Origin of the sequence: Streptomyces sp. NBC_01476, from assembly GCF_036227265.1 — a bacterium.
In the GTDB taxonomy this organism is placed as follows: Bacteria; Actinomycetota; Actinomycetes; order Streptomycetales; family Streptomycetaceae; genus Actinacidiphila.
The window spans coordinates 870,844-885,754 of sequence record NZ_CP109446.1; the positions used below are offsets into that span (position 1 = coordinate 870,844).

The window sequence follows — 14,911 nt, forward strand, 5'->3', positions numbered from 1 at the left end:
CGTGACATGGACGACATGGAGGACAACCTGCCGGCGGAGGCGTACATCGGCCCCGCAACCGTGCTGACCAGCGGACATGCCATTCCGGTGGAGGCCGAGCTCTTCATAAGGAACGACCCGAGCGGGGCGACCGTGCTCAAGACGTGGTCGGGCCATCTGGAGGCCGCCACCAATGTGAACCTCTTCGCGGTCGGAATGGGCCCATGCACTCTGCGGCTGCCCGACGGCCGGGAAGGCACCTTCGTACCGGGCGCGGTCACCGTGGGGACCGGGATCATCCCGGTCACGGGACGGGGTCTGGCACCCTTTGACGCACAGTGATCATCCCCGGTCGCGCGGGGTGCGCGGCCAGGAATACCTGCCGTCCCCGTCCCGTTCCGTAAAGGCGAGTAGACCCACGAGGACTGGAGGACCGAGATGGCCGCGCAGACGCAGAAGGCCGTGCTTGCGGGCGGGTGCTTCTGGGGCATGCAGGACCTGATCCGCCGGCAGCCAGGAGTGATCGAGACCCGGGTCGGCTACACGGGCGGTGACGTGCCGAACGCGACCTACCGCCGCCATGGCACCCACGCGGAGTCGATCGAGATCATCTTCGACCCGGAGAAGACGGACTACCGCGCCCTGCTGGAGTTCTTCTTCCAGATTCACGACCCGAGCACGAAGAACCGCCAGGGCAACGACATCGGTGCCAGCTACCGCTCGGCGATCTACTACGTGGACGACGAGCAGAAGCGGATCGCCGAGGACACCATCGCGGATGTGGACGCCTCCGGCCTGTGGCCGGGCAAGGTCGTCACCGAGGTGGAGCCGCTGGGCCCGTTCTGGGAGGCCGAGCCGGAGCACCAGGACTACCTGGAGCGTTACCCCGACGGCTACACCTGCCACTTCCCCCGCCCGGGCTGGAAGCTCCCGGTCCGGCAGCAGCAGGGCTGAGGCTCCGGAAGACCGGGGACCGGGGACCGAGGCCCGGGACACACCGGCACACCACGCCGGCCGCCGCCGCGCACAGCCGCCCGCACCCGCAAAGGTGCGGGCGACCCGCGGCGGCGGCCGGCGTTCGCGTTCCCGGGGCCTCCGCGGGGCCGGGCCAGAGGCAGGGGTCAGGCGGCGGTGAGCAGTGTGGCGAGGTGTTCCACGGTCGCCGGGGACTCCCGGTTGAGGCCGGCCAGGTCCAGGCCCTCGTCGGCGAGGATCGCCAGCAGCGCGTGGTCGCCGATGGCGAGCACCACCACGTAGCCGCCGGCGCACCGCGCGACCACGTCCCGCAGACCGCCGAGACCGACCTCGGCGGCGGTGCGCCGGCCGAGCCCGAGGCTCGCGGCGGCGAGGGCGGAGACCGACTCCGGCTGCGCGGTGGCGGTGTCCGCCGCCACCAGTAGTCCGTCGGCGGTGGCGATCACGGCCTCGTTGATCCCCATGACCCGCTCGCGCAGCGCCTTCAGAACGGAAACGAGTGCTTCGTACGGTGCCGGGGTGGTCATGGTGCGCTCTCCTTGAGGGTTGCTGCTGATATCGCCCGCTCAGTCGCGCTGCGGGGAGGCCGGGCCGGTGTCCGGCCGGCGCCGGGGGGTGCGGCGCGGCAGGGGCCCCGCCGTTTCCTGGCCGCCGCCCGGCGGGGAGGCCGCCGGGCCGGTGGGGGCCCGCACCGCAACCAGGGGCGCCGCACGCGCCTCCTGCGGCTCACGTCCGATGAACCGTTTCGCCTCCAGCCGGGCCAGGTCGAGCAGGACAGGGAAGACTCCGCGGCCCGTCGCGAAGGCGATGTCACGGGGGGTACGGCGGCCGTCGACACCGAGCAGCAGCCGGCTGCGGCGGGCGTCGAGCGGGCGGACGCCGTCGCGTGCGGAGGGCGCCGGCCGGACCGGTGCCCGGACGAACTCGCCCAGCGGTGTCCAGTGCCGGCGCAGGACGGCCAGGCGGCGCGCGGTCTCGGCGGCGATCCTGGCCGGTTCCTCGCCGGGCGAAGCGGCCAGCTCCGGGGCCGGGACGGCCGGATCCACCCGCCAGCCGGTCGCGGGGTTCAGCGCCATCGCGAACGCCCCGTCGAAGAGGGCCGCGGTGCAGACCATGTCCAGTTCCGCGGCGCCGACCAGGCCGCCGCCGATCAGCGCCGCCCGGAGCGGACCGCCGGGCGGCGTGGCCGCCCGGGCACCGGCCCAGTCGGCCTCGGTGATCCGGCCGGACTTCAGCAGGACCGACTCGGCGGTCGGGGCGGCGGGTGTCTCGACCGCGACGATCAGGCCGCCGTGGAGATGGAGCGCCCCGCCGGGGCCGCCCACCACCACGACCGCGCCAGAGAAACGTTCCTGCCGCAACTCGGCCAGCAGTGCGGGGATGTTGCGCGGCGGTCGCCTGCGCGGGGCATCGCTCATGCCAGCAACATCCTCACGTGCTCGGAGAGCTGACGGACCGCCAGCGCGAGGTTGGTGCCCTCACGGTCGAGCACCACGGACAGCAGCACCGGGTCGCCGTGCCGGGGCACGACCTCCACGATGTGGTGCACCCGCCGGCTGGTGACGACCACGTTCTCCAACTCCCCCCAGGCACCGGCGTCGTGCAGTCCGTCGCCGATCAGGGCCGCCAGCTCGGAGATGTCCGTCCCCGGTCCGGCCGGACCGCACTCCCCCGCTTCCGCATAGGTCAGACCCGTCACCGCGTCCACAACGGCCGCGCCCAGCACCCCCGGTGTGGAAAGGACGTGGTCCAGAACCGACTCCAGCGCGTGCACGGACACCCCTTCACTTTCTGACATCAGGCAGAGTACGTTAATTCGCAAGTTGCACAACAGAGATCGAAGATGACGTTTTCTGCATCCACCAGGTATCCCTCCGGTTCCGCCCGGAGTGGTCCAGTCCACAGCTAGGGAAATCACCGTGAACATTGAGTCCGCACTCAAAGAGGCGATGGCCGTCGACGGCACGCTCGGGGTGGCACTCGTCGACTACGAGAGCGGCATGACGCTCGGCACCCTGGGCGGCGGGACGGAACTGGACCTGGAGATCGCGGCGGCCGGCAACACCGAGGTGGTGCGGGCCAAGGCCCGCACCCTGGCGATGCTGGCGATCGACGACACCATCGAGGACATCCTCATCACCCTGGGCACGCAGTACCACCTCATCCGGCCGCTGAGCAGCAGCCGGGGTTCGCTCTTCCTGTATCTGGCGCTGGACCGCAGCCGCTCCAACCTGGCGCTGGCCCGGCACGCCCTCAAGCGCATCGAGGGCGTCCTGGAGGTCTGACCCCGGCGGCGCCCGGCCCGATGCGCCACCACGTGTCACGGGAATATGACAAAACCCGGAAACGCCACCGGGCCCGCATCCGATAACAGGAGAAGCACCGGCCGACCGGAGAAACACTATTCTCGTACGTCACACCGTTCGCGAGCGCACCATTCCCCTGTGACACGCAGCAACACATTCATCACCGGCCGGAATAACGGCGGCGTCCGAATTCGCGACCGGGGAATTCCGGGCGCCGCCCGCATTCGACGGGCGGGCCGTCCTTCAGGCGTGCGCGCCGTTCCGGGTGAGCAGCAGGATCGCCACGTCGTCCAGGTGGCGGCCGGCGTCCAGTTCGCGGGTCACCGTGGTCAGGTGGTCGATGAGTGCCTGGCCGGTCGGGTCGGGTGCCTTCCCGATGATGGAGATCAGGCCCTCGGTGCCGAGCCGCTCCCGGCCCGGGCCGGTGTGGCCCTCGGTGAGGCCGTCGGTGTAGAGCAGCAGCGTCGCGGCCGGCGGCAGCTCCAGCCGGGCGGTGTGCCACTCGGCGGCGCCTGGCATCAGGCCGAGCGCGATCCCGGCGGGGGCCGGCAGCGGGCGGGCGACGGCGCCCTCGACGAGCAGAGGTGTCTCGTGCCCCGCGAGGGTGACGTCCAACCGGTTGCCGGCCGGGTCGAGCGAGAGCGTCGCGACGGTGGCGAACATCGCCGAGTAGGTGCGTTCGGCGACCAGTATCTGCTCCATCAAGGAGAGCAGGCCGGTGCCGCGGTGTCCGCCGAGGATCAGCGTCCGCCAGGCGATCCGCAGGCACACCCCGACACCCGCCTCGTCGGGGCCGTGGCCGCTGACGTCGCCGATGACCGCGTGCACGATGCCGTCGGGGGTCTCCACCACATCGAGGAAGTCCCCTGCCAGCAGGGCGCCTTCGCGGCCCGGGAGGTAGCAGGAAGTGGGGGTGACCGCGGTGCCGCTGAGCATCGGCACCGGCAGCAGGCTGCGTTCGAGCCGGCTGTTCTCCTGGGCGCGGTGCTGGTTGACCCGCAGTTCGGCCGCGGTGCGCTCGGCGTGCTTGCGGTGCACCGCGTACCGCACCGCCCGGTCCAGCAGCTCGCCGCTGACCGTGCCCTTGACCAGGTAGTCCTGGGCGCCGGCGGCGACCGCCTCGATGCCGGCCCGGCCCTCGGCCAGTCCGGTCAGGACGATGATCGCGGCCGCCGGGCAGGCGTTCTGCAGCCGGGTGACGGCGCCGGTGCCGGCGGCGTCGGGCAGATGCAGGTCGAGCAGGACGCAGTCGGGGGCGCGCCGCCCGACGCAGGTCATGCCGTCGGCGAGCGTCTGGGCCCACTCCAGATCGACGCTGAGCGAGGTGTCGGAGAGGTACTCCTCGACGAGCAGCGCGTCACCTGGGTCGTCCTCGATCAGCAGGATCCGGTAGCTCACCGCGGTGAGCGCCGGGGTGTCGGCCGCGGTGTCGTGGGAGGTCACCGGGCCACGACCTCTGCCGCGCCCTCGGCCTCCCCGCTCTCCCCGCTCTCCTGGCTGTCGCCGGCCGGCGTACCGGCGGGAGCCGCCAGGGTGAAGGTGAAGCGGGTGCCGGGGCTGTGCTCCAGGTCGATGCCGATGCTGCCGCCGTGGAACTCCACGATCTTCTTGCACAGGGCCAGCCCGATGCCGTTGCCCGGGTACGCGTCCCGGGTGTGCAGCCGCTGAAAGATCACGAACACCTTCTCGGCGAACTCCGGCGCGATCCCGATGCCGTTGTCGGTGACCGCGAACGCCCACAGGTCGCCGTCCCGCTGCGCGGACAGGTGGACCCGGGGCGGACGGTCAGGGGCGCGGAACTTGATCGCGTTGGAGATCAGATTCTGCAGCAGCATGCCGAGCTGGGTGGAGTCGCCGGTGACCACCGGCAGCGGGTCATGGGTGACCTCGGCGCCGGTCTCCTCCATGGTCAGGCTCAGCGCGTCGACGGTACGGGCGAAGAGCTGTTCGAGGTCGACGGTGGAGGTATCGGAGTGCAGCCGGCCGACCCGGGAGAAGGCCAGCAGGTCGTTGATGAGGGTCTGCATCCGGTTGGCGCCGTCGACCGCGTACTCGATGTACTGCCCCGCGCGGTCGTCCAGCTGGTCGGCGTAGCGGCGCTGGAGGAGCTGGCAGAAGCTCGCCACCTTCCGCAGCGGTTCCTGCAGGTCGTGCGAGGCGACGTAGGCGAACTGCTCCAGTTCGGCGTTGGACCGGCGCAGGTCGGTGGCCTGCTCGTCCAGCCGGGCGCGGGTGGCGTCGCTGAAGGCCAGTTCGGCGACGAGCCGTTCGCGCATCGACTCCACGTCCTGCGCCAGGCTGCGCAGGTCCGCCGGTCCCGCGGTCGCCACCTGGTGGTCGAAGTGGCCTTCGGCCACCTCCCGCACATCACGGGAGAGCCGGCCGAGCGGAAGCGTCACGCCCCGGTTCAGGCCCATGAAGATCAGGCCGGTGAGGGCGGCGATCACCAGGGCGATCAGCGAGAAGATCCAGTTGCGCAGCTCCCGGGCCCCCTGCAGGTCGGACCTGGCCTGGACGCGGGCGCTCTGCAGGCTCTGCTGGAGATGCGTGGAGGCGGCCCGCACCGCGTCGAACTCCTGCTTGCCCTCGTCCGCACGGGCCGTGGCCAGCGCGATCGGGGCGCCGCCGGGGGCCGCCGCCACGGGCCGGGCGAACCGCTGCTGCCAGGTCTCCGCCCGGTCCAGCAGCTGCCGCAGGTCCGCCAGCGCGTCCTTGTCGTGCACCAGCAGTGCGCGCAGCTGCCCGGTACTGGTCCGCTGCAGGGTCAGACCCGAGGCGTACGGGTCGAGGAACGACGGCTGCCCGGTGAGGCCGTAGCCGCGGACGCCGGTCTCCTGGTCGGTGAGGGACTTCTCCAGCTGCACCGCGGAGACCAGGGCCGGAGTGCTCTCGTCGACCAGCCGGTTGGAGATCTGGGTGGACCGGGCGAACACCCAGGCGCCGGTGACGGCCAGGGCGGCCAGGATGACGAGCGAAACGCACGCGCCCACCGCCAGCCACCTGCGGGTGGTCCAGCCCACCGGACGGCCGGGCGGCTTCCCGGCCCCGTCCGTCGCTATCGCTCCCGCCACTTCCGACTCCTCAATGCGCGCCCACCGCGTGGCGGCAGGTCGTGACGCCGTTGGACAGACCCCGGCCGCGCCATGTTACCCAGCGGGACAACGTTGGTTGTCACCCGTGTGCGCGGACTCGTAAGCTGAGCGCGTGCCACGTGAGCAGTCCATACCGCAACTCGACCATGGCGCGCTGACCGCCCTGGCCGAGCAGGCTGTCGAGGACCTCACCCGCAGGCTCGCCTCCGAGGTGTTCCGCACCGGGCCCTTCGGGAACGGCGCCGGCGGCGTCACCGGGGCGGACGGTGCGGACCGGGCACCGGAGCCCGGCGCCCACGATCCGCTGACCCGGCTGCGGGTGCTTTCGTACATCCTCCGGGCGGTGGACAGCCGCGCGGCGTACGAGGCGTCGGCCGCCGCCCGCCAGGGAGCCGGCTACCCCGACCTCGGACGCGCCTGGGGCATCACCCGCCAGGGCGCCCGCCGGCGCTGGCCGGGGCTGGTCTTCACCGCCCGGCCGCCGTCCCGCCCCGTCCCCGCCCAGATCCGCAGGAGTGCCCCCGTGAACGCTCTGCTCCCCACCCGCACTTTCAGCGTGCTGCTCGTCGAGGACGACCCCGCCGACGCCCTGCTGGTCGAGGAGGCCCTCACCGACCGCGGTGTGGCCACCCGCTCGATCCGGCGGGCCAACGACGGCATCGACGCCCTGGAGCACCTGCGCTCGCCGGCCAACGAACGGCCCGACCTGATCGTGCTGGACCTCAACATGCCGCGGATGAACGGCCGCGAGCTGCTGGCGGTGCTCAAGGAGGATCCGGAGCTGTGCATGATCCCGGTGGTGGTGCTCACCACCTCCTCCACCCCCGACGACATCTCGGCGGCCTACAGCCAGCACGCCAATGCGTACGTCACCAAGCCGGTCAACCTCGACGACTTCCTGGAGGCGGTCCGCGGCATCGACGACTTCTTCTTCGAGACGGCGACGGTCCCGCTCCAGGACTGACCGCTCACCCGGCCCAGCGGGTCAGCCAGTCGCCGGCCGCGCGGTACAGGTGCTCCCGGCTGGCCCGCCGGGCCAGGTCGTGGCCCTCGTCGGGGAAGAGCAGCAGCTCGGCCGGCACCCCGCGCTGCCGGGCCGCCCGGACGAACTGCTCGGACTCCCCGGGCGGCACATTGGTGTCCAGTGCCCCGTGCACCGCCAGTACCGGGGTGCGCAGCGCGTCGATGTGGGTCATCGGCGACAGCAGCGCGAGCAGGTCGTGGTCGTGCACGGGGTGGCCGTACTTGACGGCCGCCGACTCGGCGATCCACGGCTCGGTGCCGGCGAAGAAGGTGGCGAAGTCCGACATGCCGCAGACGGCGACCCCGGCCCGGAAGAGGTCGGGGTGCCGGACCAGCGCGGACATCACGAGGTAGCCGCCGTAGGAGCGGCCCATCACGGTCAGCCGGCCCGGGTCGGCCAGCCCCGCGTCCACCAGGTGCGCCGCGCAGTCGGCGACGTCGTCCACCGCGGCGAGGCGGGCCGCGCCCCGGTCGGCGCCCAGGAAGGTCCGGCCGTGGCCCGAAGAGCCGCGCACATCGGGGGCGAAGACCTGCAGGCCACGGGCGAGCAGCGCCTGGTAGAGCGGTTCGAGCACCGGGCGTTCCTGGCTCTCCGGCCCGCCGTGCAGATGCACCACGCAGGGCCCCGGCCCGGACCGGCCGGGCGCCCGGTGGAACCAGCCGGCCAGCGGGGTGCCGTCGCGCGCCTGGAGTTCCAGCAGCACCGGCGGTACGGGGCCGCGCGGCGCGGGTGACGTCCACGCGGTACGGGCCGGCGCGCCGCCGGCGGGCACGGTCCACACCCCGGGCTGCCGTACCGAGCCGGAGACCGACAGCAGCCATCCCCCGGCCGCGTCGGGGTCGGCGCGGGTCACCACCTCGTGCGGCAGGGGTACGGAGCGGAGCGGGCCGAGCGTTCCGCCGGCGCCGAGTGCGGCGGTCTGCAGGACCGTACGGCCGCGGTCGTTCCAGGCCAGCACGGCGCGCGACGCCGAGCGGTCCACGGCGAGGAGTTCCAGGTCGGCGCCGTCCCGGGCGGTGACCGAGCGGAGTTCGCCGTGGCTGCCGTCCGCCCGCAGCCTGACCGCGAGCAGGGCGGCGTACTCCCGGTCCTCGTCGCTGCGCAGCCACAGCGTCCGGGAGTCCGGCGAGAATCTGCCGATCCAGGGGTCCCCGTCGGCGGCGGGCAGCAGGCAGGTCTCGCGCCCGTCCCGCAGGTCCACCACGACCGCCTCCCGGTAGCCGCGCGGTCCCCGCCGCAGCAGCATCCACCGCCCGTCGGCGCTGATGTCGCACACCCGCAGCGTGGCCGAGCCCGCCTCCACGGCCACCCGGCGGGCCGGCCGCAGCCCGTCGGGGTCCACCAGCGAGGCGACCAGCACCCCCTGCCGGGCGGCGGGTACGGTCTCGGCGCCGGCCGGCACCCCGCCGAGGTCGGCCGGGGTGGCCGGCGGGGGGAACGCCTCGGCGGCGACCGCCTCGGTGACCGCGAGCGCGCTGCCGTCCGGGGTCCAGCAGCCGAAGTGGGCGGCGGCCAGGGTGCCGGCGCCCGCGATGTCGTGGCGGCCGGTGCCGTCCGGCCGGATCACCCGCACCACGGTGTGCTCGCCGCCGCCGGGGGCCGCGGTGTAGGCGATCCACCGCCCGTCGGGTGACCAGCCGGCCGTGACCACCGGGTCGGGGGCGGGGTCGAGCAGCCGCGGCTCGGGGTCCTGCGGTGCGGCGAGCCAGAGCTGGGGGGTGCCGTGACGGTCGCAGACGAAGACGGTCGCGGGCCCGGTGGGGTCGGCGGCGGCTTCCCGGCAGGCGTGGTCGGGCAGGCCGTCGGGGCCGTGCGGCGGCGCGGTCGTGGCGGGGTGCGAGGTGGACGTGGTGCTCATGCGACTCCGTGGGTCTGCAGCCAGATCTCCAGCAGGGCTGCCTGCCACAGGGCGTTGGCGCCCAGCGTGGTGCGGTGCTTCTCGGGCGCCGCCAGCAGCTCGCGGAGGTAGTCGTCGCGGAAGATCCCCCGGGACCGGGCGGCCGGCGCCGCCAGTGCCTCCTGGACCCGCTCCAGGACGGGTCCGGCCATGTGACGGATCGCCGGGACGGGGAAGTAGCCCTTCGGCCGGTCGGTGATCTCCACCGGCAGCAGGGTACGGCCGGCCGCCTTGAGGACGCCCTTCCCGCCCTCGGCGAGTTTCAGTTCCGGCGGGCAGGCGGCGGCGAGTTCCACCAGTTCGTGGTCGAGGAACGGCACCCGTGCTTCCAGCCCCCATCCCATGGTCATGTTGTCGACCCGCTTGACGGGGTCGTCGACCAGCATGATCTCGCTGTCCAGCCGGAGTACCGCGTCGAGCGCGGTGTCGGCGCCGGGCCGGCCGAGGTGTTCGGCGAGGAACTCGCCCGAGACGTCCCGCGCGGTCCGTACCCCGGGCGCCAGCATCCGCTCCAGTTCGCTGTGCGGGCGGTCCACGAAGACCTTGGCGTACATCGCGGCCGCCTCCTCGCGCGGCAGGCCGGCCATCGGCGGGTACCAGTCGTAGCCGGCGAAGACCTCGTCGGCGCCCTGTCCGCTCTGGACCACCTTGACGTGGCGGGCGACCTCCCGGCTCAGCAGGTGGAAGGCGACCACGTCATGGCTGACCATCGGTTCGCTCATCGCCGCCACCGCGTCGTCGAGCGCCTCCGGGAGCTGCGCCGAGGGCACCACGATCCGGTGGTGGTCGGTGGCGTAGCGGCGGGCCACCAGGTCGGACCAGTGGAACTCGTCGCCCGCCTCGCCGCCTTCGCTGTCGAAGCCGATGCTGAAGGTGGCAAGGCCGTGCGCGCCGGCCTCGGCGAGCAGCGCCACGATGAGGCTGGAGTCGAGGCCGCCGGAGAGCAGTACGCCCACCGGGACGTCCGCGACGGTCCGGCGGCGTACCGCGGTGCGCAGTGCATCGAGCACCGCGTCGCGCCAGTCGCCGGCGTCCATGCCGGCGTCCGCGTCCCGGCGGGTGAAGGCCGGGTCCCAGTAGCAGTGGTCGTGCTCGCTGCCGTCGGGTTCGACGACGCGGACGGTGGCCGGCGGCAGCTTCCGCACCCCCGCCAGGATGGTCCGGGGCGCGGGCACCACCGAGTGGAAGCTGAGGTAGTGGTGGAGGGCGACCGGATCGAGCGCGGTGTCGACGTCGCCGGCCGCGAGCAGCGCGGGCAGCGAGGAGGCGAAGCGCAGCCGGCCGGGCCGGCGGGCGGTGTAGAGGGGTTTGATGCCGAGCCGGTCGCGGCCGAGGACCACCCGGCCGGTGCGGTGCTCGGCGACGGCGAAGGCGAACATGCCGGCGAAGTGCTCGACACAGTCCACGCCCCAGTGCCGGTAGGCGCGCAGCAGCACCTCGGTGTCGGAGGTGGAGTGGAAGCGGTGGCCCGACCGCTCCAGCTCGGCACGCAGTTCGCGGTGGTTGTAGAGGCAGCCGTTGAAGACGACGGTGAGGCCGCTGCCGGGGTCGGTCATCGGCTGGGCACCGCGCTCCGACAGGTCGATGATCTTCAGCCGCCGGTGGCCGAAGGCGATGGGTCCCTGCGACCACAGGCCGCGCCCGTCCGGCCCGCGGGCCGCGAGCCGGTCGGTCATCCGCTCCACGGCGGCCAGGTCCGGGCGGGTGCCGTCGAATCTGATCTCGCCGGTCAGGCCGCACATGTGCACCTCCGGTGGGGGCGGTTCACCGTGAACCGCCGCGCAGTATCCAGGTGTCCTTCGCGCCGCCGCCCCGCGAGGAGTTGACGATGAGGCTGCCGCCGGCCGCGACGCGGGTCATCGCCGTGGGCAGCACCGTGGGGGTGAGGCCGACGGCGCCGAAACCATCGCCTTCCCGCTCGGCGCAGACGAACACCCGCAGGTCCACCACCCGCGGTTCCAGGCGTTCGCCGTCGAAGGTCGGGTGACTGGTCAGCTGGACCACGTCCTGCGCCACCCAGTTCTGCGGGGAGACCAGCAACTCGGCCCGCAGCCGGGCGAGTTCCTCGGGAGAGGCGTGCGGACCGATGACCACGCCGACCCCGCCCTGGCCGTCGACCGGTTTGACGACGAGTTCCGCCAGCCGGTCGAGCACCTCGTCCAGGACGCCGGGGTCGCCCGGCAGCAGGGTCGGGACCTGGCCGATCAGGGGTTCCTCACCGAGGTAGTAGCGGATCAGCCGGGGCACCAGTGCGTACAGCGCCTTGTCGTCGGCCACGCCGTTGCCCCAGGCGTTGGCGAAGGTCACGTTTCCGGCCCGGGCCGCCGCGGTGAGCCCGGGCCACAGCGGTCTGCCGTCGGCGCCGGCCGCCTTGGCCAGGTCGTCCTCGTCCATCCGGCGGTAGACCACGTCGAAGGGACGGTCGTCCGGCGCCCCGGCCGCGTACACCCGCCCGTCGCGTACGACCAGCTGGTCCGCGGTGTGCAGGGCGACGCCCATCTCGGCCGCCAGGGTGCGGTGTTCGTACCAGGCGGAGTTGCCGGGGCCGTCGCTGAGCACCGTCACCCGGGGGTCGGCGCCGGGCGCGGCGGCGCGCAGCGTACGGGCCAGGGTGGCGACGGCGTCCTCGACGCCCGCGACCTGCGGCCATGGCTCGATCGGGCTGAGCCGCCGGGCGGCCAGCGCGTAGGCGAGACCGGACGGCACCCGGAGGTTGTCCTCCAGCACCAGCCAGCCGTGCACCGCGTCCTGCACCAGGTCGATACCGGCCACCGCGATCCTGACCAGCCCCGGCCGGGTCAGCAGCGCCCCTTCCGCGGCGGCCTGCGGCTCGGGCAGGAAGCGGGCCGGGACCACGCCGTCGCGGCGGGCGCTCTGCTCGCCGTACGCGTCGTGCAGGAACGCCTCCAGGGCGCGGACCCGCTGACTCAGGCCGCGCTCCAGCATCGTCCACTGGTCGGCCGGGACCAGCCGGGGCACCACGTCGAAGGGGAAGAGCCGGGGGGTGTCCTCTCCTTCGACCCGGAAGACCACGTCCTGGGCCAGCTGCTGTTTCTGCCGGGCGCGCACCGCGTGCTGCAGGCCCTCCACGCCGGCCCGGTCCAGTTCGGTGAGCACCGCCCGGTACAGGGGGCGGACCTCGCCGGCCAGGTCCACCATCTCGTCGTGGTCGGCGCGGTAGCCGCGCAGCAGGCCGCCGTGGTGCGGAGGGTGGTCGGTCCCGCGGTCGCCGCGGGTCTGGGCGACGAGCAGGGCGACCGCCGCCGGCAGGCCGTCGGTCTCGGCGACCCGGCGCACCCGGTGCGCGGCGCTGCCCAGGCCGAGCGCCTCCTCGGTGAGCGCCACCACATCGGTCCAGTCGCCGATGCGTTCCAGCGCCGGCCGCAGCCGGGTGACCATCGAGCGGATCACCCGGGGCGCCGGGCGGGGCCGCCCGTCCGCCGGGTGCACCAGGTCGCCCTCCAGGCCGGAGCGGGCCGCCCGCCAGGTCGCGGCGCGCAGCCATTCGAGCCGCTCGTCGTCGCCGCGTCTGCCGTCCGCCACCGCCTCGCAGGCGTCAAGCACCAGCGCCCGGAAGAGCCCGGCGATCATCACCGCGGTCTCGGCGCGCGGACAGGCGTCGCAGATGCGCAGTTCGAGGGTCTGCAGGTGGGCGGAGGGGCGGACGTCGTAATAGACCATCCCCGCGTCGCTGATGACGCCGGATCTGACCAGGCCGGCGATCACCTCGTCGTAGTGCTCGGCGGAACGGAAGTGCCCGGCGGGTCCGGTGGTGGGCCAGCGTTGCCAGAGCAGGGTGCGCCAGCTGGCGTAGCCGGAGTCGGAGCCGAGCCAGAACGGCGAGCTGGCGGAGAGCGCGAGCAGTGCGGGCAGCCAGGGCGCGAGCAGGCTCATCGCCATGATGCCGGTGTCCCGGTCGGGTACGTCCACATGCACCTGGAGGCCGCAGATCAGCTGCTCCTCGGCGACCACCCGGTAGTTCTCGGTCATCCGCCGGTAGCGGGGGTCGGCGGTGGTGTCGATGGTGCCGAGCCGGGCCATCGGGGCGGTGCCGGCGGCGACCACGCCGAGGCCCAGCGGTCCGGCTGCGGCGGCCAGCGCCTTGCGGGACGCCTTGATGTCCTTGAGCAGTTCGTGCAGCGAGCGGTGCGGCCTGCTGTTGGCCTCGACGATCGACTGCTGCAGTTCGGTGGTGAAGCCGCGCTCGGGCAGCCGGTCGAGCACCGACCGGGCCCTGGGTACGAGCGTGCCCGACTTCAGGTCGACCACATGGAATTCCTCTTCGACTCCGACCGCGACGGCCACGGCGTCTCCTTTCGACGTCAGATCCTCACGCAGGGGTCGCCGGCGCCGGGACGTTGGAATGGCGTCTGCCCCGCCGGCCTGGATGTGCACGGGGGTCGTTGACCGCACCCGGTACCGAGCGGTGACCAACCGCCTGTGGTCGCCGCTTCATTGCGGTGGACTACCGGAGTGCCCGGGGACGCGGGCGCCGATGCGCTGCCGCTTGCCGGAAAGTGTCGGTCCGACGGCCCGGCGGCACAAGAGCGTCCGGCCCCGGATCAGGCCGCGTGGGCTTTCCGGGTGGACGAAAGCGGGGGGAACGCGGTGGTTTCGCTCAGTGCCGGTCTGTGTCCGCCGGCCGTCCTACCGGCTCTCCGACCCGCCGTCCTACCGGCTCTCCGACCGGCCGTCCTGTCGGCTGTCCCGCCAGGTGTACCGCGGGGTGAAGCCGAGCAGTTCGCGGCTGCGGCGGGTGGCGAAGGGCACCGCGAAGCCGTCCAGCGGCTGGTCGAAACGGGTCTGCGGGTAGTAGCGGCGGACGAGTTCCGCGGTCGGCTCCAGTGCGGTGGTGTCGGGGGCGGCGACATTGATGACGGTGTGGCCGCGCAGGGGAGCGGTCAGTGCGGCGCCGATCGCGCGGGCCGCGTCGCGGGTGTCGAGCCAGCCCCACAGCGAGCCGCGGTCGTAGCCGGGGTCCTGGTGGACGCGGGAGATGTGGTCGCGCAGCCGGCCGCCGACGCCGAGGAAGGGGAATCTGAGGCTGACGATCGTGGTGTCCCAGCGGCGGGTCGCGGCGTCCGCGATGATCTCGCCGAGGTACTTCGACAGGCCGTACACGTCGTCGCCGACGAAGGGGTGCTCCTCGGTGATCGGCACGCTGACCGGCGCGGCGCCGCGCTCGGAGAAGGCGATGCCCAGCGCGGAGAGGCTGGAGATACTGACCACCCGGCCGACGCCGTGCCGCCCCGCACGGTTCAGTACGCGGTACGTCGCCCCCACGTTGTTGCCGAACACCTCGTCGTGCGGGCCGGCGTCGGGCGACGGAAGGGCGGCGGTGTGTACGACCGCGTCCACCGACTCCATGGCCGCGTCGAGGAGTCCGGGGTCGAGGAGTTCACCGGTGACCACCTCGTCGGCGGCGGCCGGATCGACCGGAATCCGGTCGAGGGCCCGTACGCTCCGGCCCTCGCCGCGCAGGTGGGCGACCACTTCGCGGCCGAGCGCGCCGCCCGCGCCGGTGACCAGAACCTTCACGGGACTCCCTCTCGGCGCGCGTGCGGCCGGCCGCGCTGAACCCCTCGCGCGCTCCGGCATGGGTGCCGGAAATTTAACATGCCCCTAGCATCGACTCGGT

General features: G+C 73.2%; 13 protein-coding genes. 4 read left to right on the top strand and 9 right to left on the bottom strand.

The window, feature by feature from the left end; translation table 11 throughout:
* The first annotated feature begins 6 nt into the window (after positions 1–6).
* Both OG552_RS03820 and msrA read left to right on the top strand, forming a co-directional pair.
* On the top strand, positions 7–321 hold the full coding sequence (locus OG552_RS03820; RefSeq protein WP_329129582.1) for a hypothetical protein: 315 nt from the start codon (positions 7–9) through the stop codon (positions 319–321).
* A gap of 96 nt (positions 322–417) precedes the next feature.
* Positions 418–933, top strand: a complete 516-nt coding sequence (msrA, locus tag OG552_RS03825) for a peptide-methionine (S)-S-oxide reductase MsrA (protein WP_329129584.1) — start codon at positions 418–420, stop codon at positions 931–933.
* A gap of 167 nt (positions 934–1,100) precedes the next feature.
* On the opposite strand, the gene OG552_RS03830 is transcribed toward msrA, so the two are convergent.
* The 3 genes from OG552_RS03830 to OG552_RS03840 are packed head-to-tail and all read right to left on the bottom strand — an operon-like array spanning position 1,101 to position 2,752.
* The gene (locus tag OG552_RS03830; RefSeq protein ID WP_329129586.1) at positions 1,101–1,481 is read right to left on the bottom strand and encodes a roadblock/LC7 domain-containing protein; all 381 of its coding nucleotides are present in this window, start codon (positions 1,479–1,481) and stop codon (positions 1,101–1,103) included.
* A 39-nt stretch (positions 1,482–1,520) separates the two neighbouring features.
* On the bottom strand, positions 1,521–2,372 hold the full coding sequence (locus OG552_RS03835; protein ID WP_329129588.1) for a hypothetical protein: 852 nt from the start codon (positions 2,370–2,372) through the stop codon (positions 1,521–1,523).
* Positions 2,369–2,752 carry a hypothetical protein gene (locus OG552_RS03840; protein ID WP_329129589.1) on the bottom strand — a complete coding sequence of 128 codons (384 nt, stop codon included), beginning with the start codon at positions 2,750–2,752 and terminating at the stop codon, positions 2,369–2,371. The genes OG552_RS03835 and OG552_RS03840 overlap by 4 nt, the downstream gene beginning before the upstream one ends.
* Before the next feature lie 121 nt (positions 2,753–2,873).
* Between OG552_RS03840 and OG552_RS03845 the strand changes: the two genes are divergently transcribed.
* Positions 2,874–3,239, top strand: coding sequence for a hypothetical protein (locus OG552_RS03845; protein ID WP_329129591.1), 366 nt, complete (start codon positions 2,874–2,876; stop codon positions 3,237–3,239).
* Positions 3,240–3,503: 264 nt separating this feature from the next.
* On the opposite strand, the gene OG552_RS03850 is transcribed toward OG552_RS03845, so the two are convergent.
* Both OG552_RS03850 and OG552_RS03855 read right to left on the bottom strand, forming a co-directional pair.
* Entirely contained in the window at positions 3,504–4,703 is a 1,200-nt protein-coding gene (locus OG552_RS03850) for a PP2C family protein-serine/threonine phosphatase (RefSeq protein ID WP_329129592.1), read from the bottom strand.
* Complete coding sequence (locus OG552_RS03855) at positions 4,700–6,331, bottom strand: sensor histidine kinase (protein WP_329129594.1); 1,632 nt, start codon at positions 6,329–6,331, stop codon at positions 4,700–4,702. The genes OG552_RS03850 and OG552_RS03855 overlap by 4 nt, the downstream gene beginning before the upstream one ends.
* Before the next feature lie 133 nt (positions 6,332–6,464).
* Here OG552_RS03855 and OG552_RS03860 point away from each other — a divergent pair, with 133 nt between their 5' ends.
* Positions 6,465–7,316, top strand: a complete 852-nt coding sequence (locus OG552_RS03860) for a response regulator (protein ID WP_329129596.1) — start codon at positions 6,465–6,467, stop codon at positions 7,314–7,316.
* Between the two features lie 4 nt (positions 7,317–7,320).
* Here OG552_RS03860 and OG552_RS03865 read toward each other — a convergent pair whose 3' ends face one another.
* From OG552_RS03865 to OG552_RS03880, 4 genes are all read right to left on the bottom strand, one after another.
* Positions 7,321–9,234 carry a S9 family peptidase gene (locus OG552_RS03865; protein ID WP_329129597.1) on the bottom strand — a complete coding sequence of 638 codons (1,914 nt, stop codon included), beginning with the start codon at positions 9,232–9,234 and terminating at the stop codon, positions 7,321–7,323.
* The gene (locus OG552_RS03870) at positions 9,231–11,015 is read right to left on the bottom strand and encodes an N-acetylglutaminylglutamine amidotransferase (protein WP_329129599.1); all 1,785 of its coding nucleotides are present in this window, start codon (positions 11,013–11,015) and stop codon (positions 9,231–9,233) included. Before OG552_RS03870 ends, OG552_RS03865 begins: the two co-directional genes overlap by 4 nt.
* Before the next feature lie 22 nt (positions 11,016–11,037).
* Positions 11,038–13,578: a carboxylate--amine ligase/circularly permuted type 2 ATP-grasp protein gene (locus tag OG552_RS03875; protein WP_329129601.1), complete on the bottom strand. Its 2,541-nt coding sequence runs from the start codon at positions 13,576–13,578 to the stop codon at positions 11,038–11,040.
* Positions 13,579–13,944: 366 nt separating this feature from the next.
* Complete coding sequence (locus tag OG552_RS03880) at positions 13,945–14,811, bottom strand: NAD-dependent epimerase/dehydratase family protein (RefSeq protein WP_329129602.1); 867 nt, start codon at positions 14,809–14,811, stop codon at positions 13,945–13,947.
* Positions 14,812–14,911 lie beyond the last annotated feature (100 nt).

What these genes read in the sequence shown, in the direction of transcription:
- msrA (WP_329129584.1), top strand. Translation starts at nt 418, where the DNA reads ATGGCCGCGCAGACGCAGAAGGCCGTGCTTGCGGGCGGGTGCTTCTGG.
- OG552_RS03840 (WP_329129589.1), bottom strand. Translation starts at nt 2,752, where the DNA reads ATGTCAGAAAGTGAAGGGGTGTCCGTGCACGCGCTGGAGTCGGTTCTG.
- OG552_RS03830 (WP_329129586.1), bottom strand. Translation starts at nt 1,481, where the DNA reads ATGACCACCCCGGCACCGTACGAAGCACTCGTTTCCGTTCTGAAGGCG.
- OG552_RS03870 (WP_329129599.1), bottom strand. Translation starts at nt 11,015, where the DNA reads ATGTGCGGCCTGACCGGCGAGATCAGATTCGACGGCACCCGCCCGGAC.
- OG552_RS03820 (WP_329129582.1), top strand. Translation starts at nt 7, where the DNA reads ATGGACGACATGGAGGACAACCTGCCGGCGGAGGCGTACATCGGCCCC.
- OG552_RS03835 (WP_329129588.1), bottom strand. Translation starts at nt 2,372, where the DNA reads ATGAGCGATGCCCCGCGCAGGCGACCGCCGCGCAACATCCCCGCACTG.
- OG552_RS03865 (WP_329129597.1), bottom strand. Translation starts at nt 9,234, where the DNA reads ATGAGCACCACGTCCACCTCGCACCCCGCCACGACCGCGCCGCCGCAC.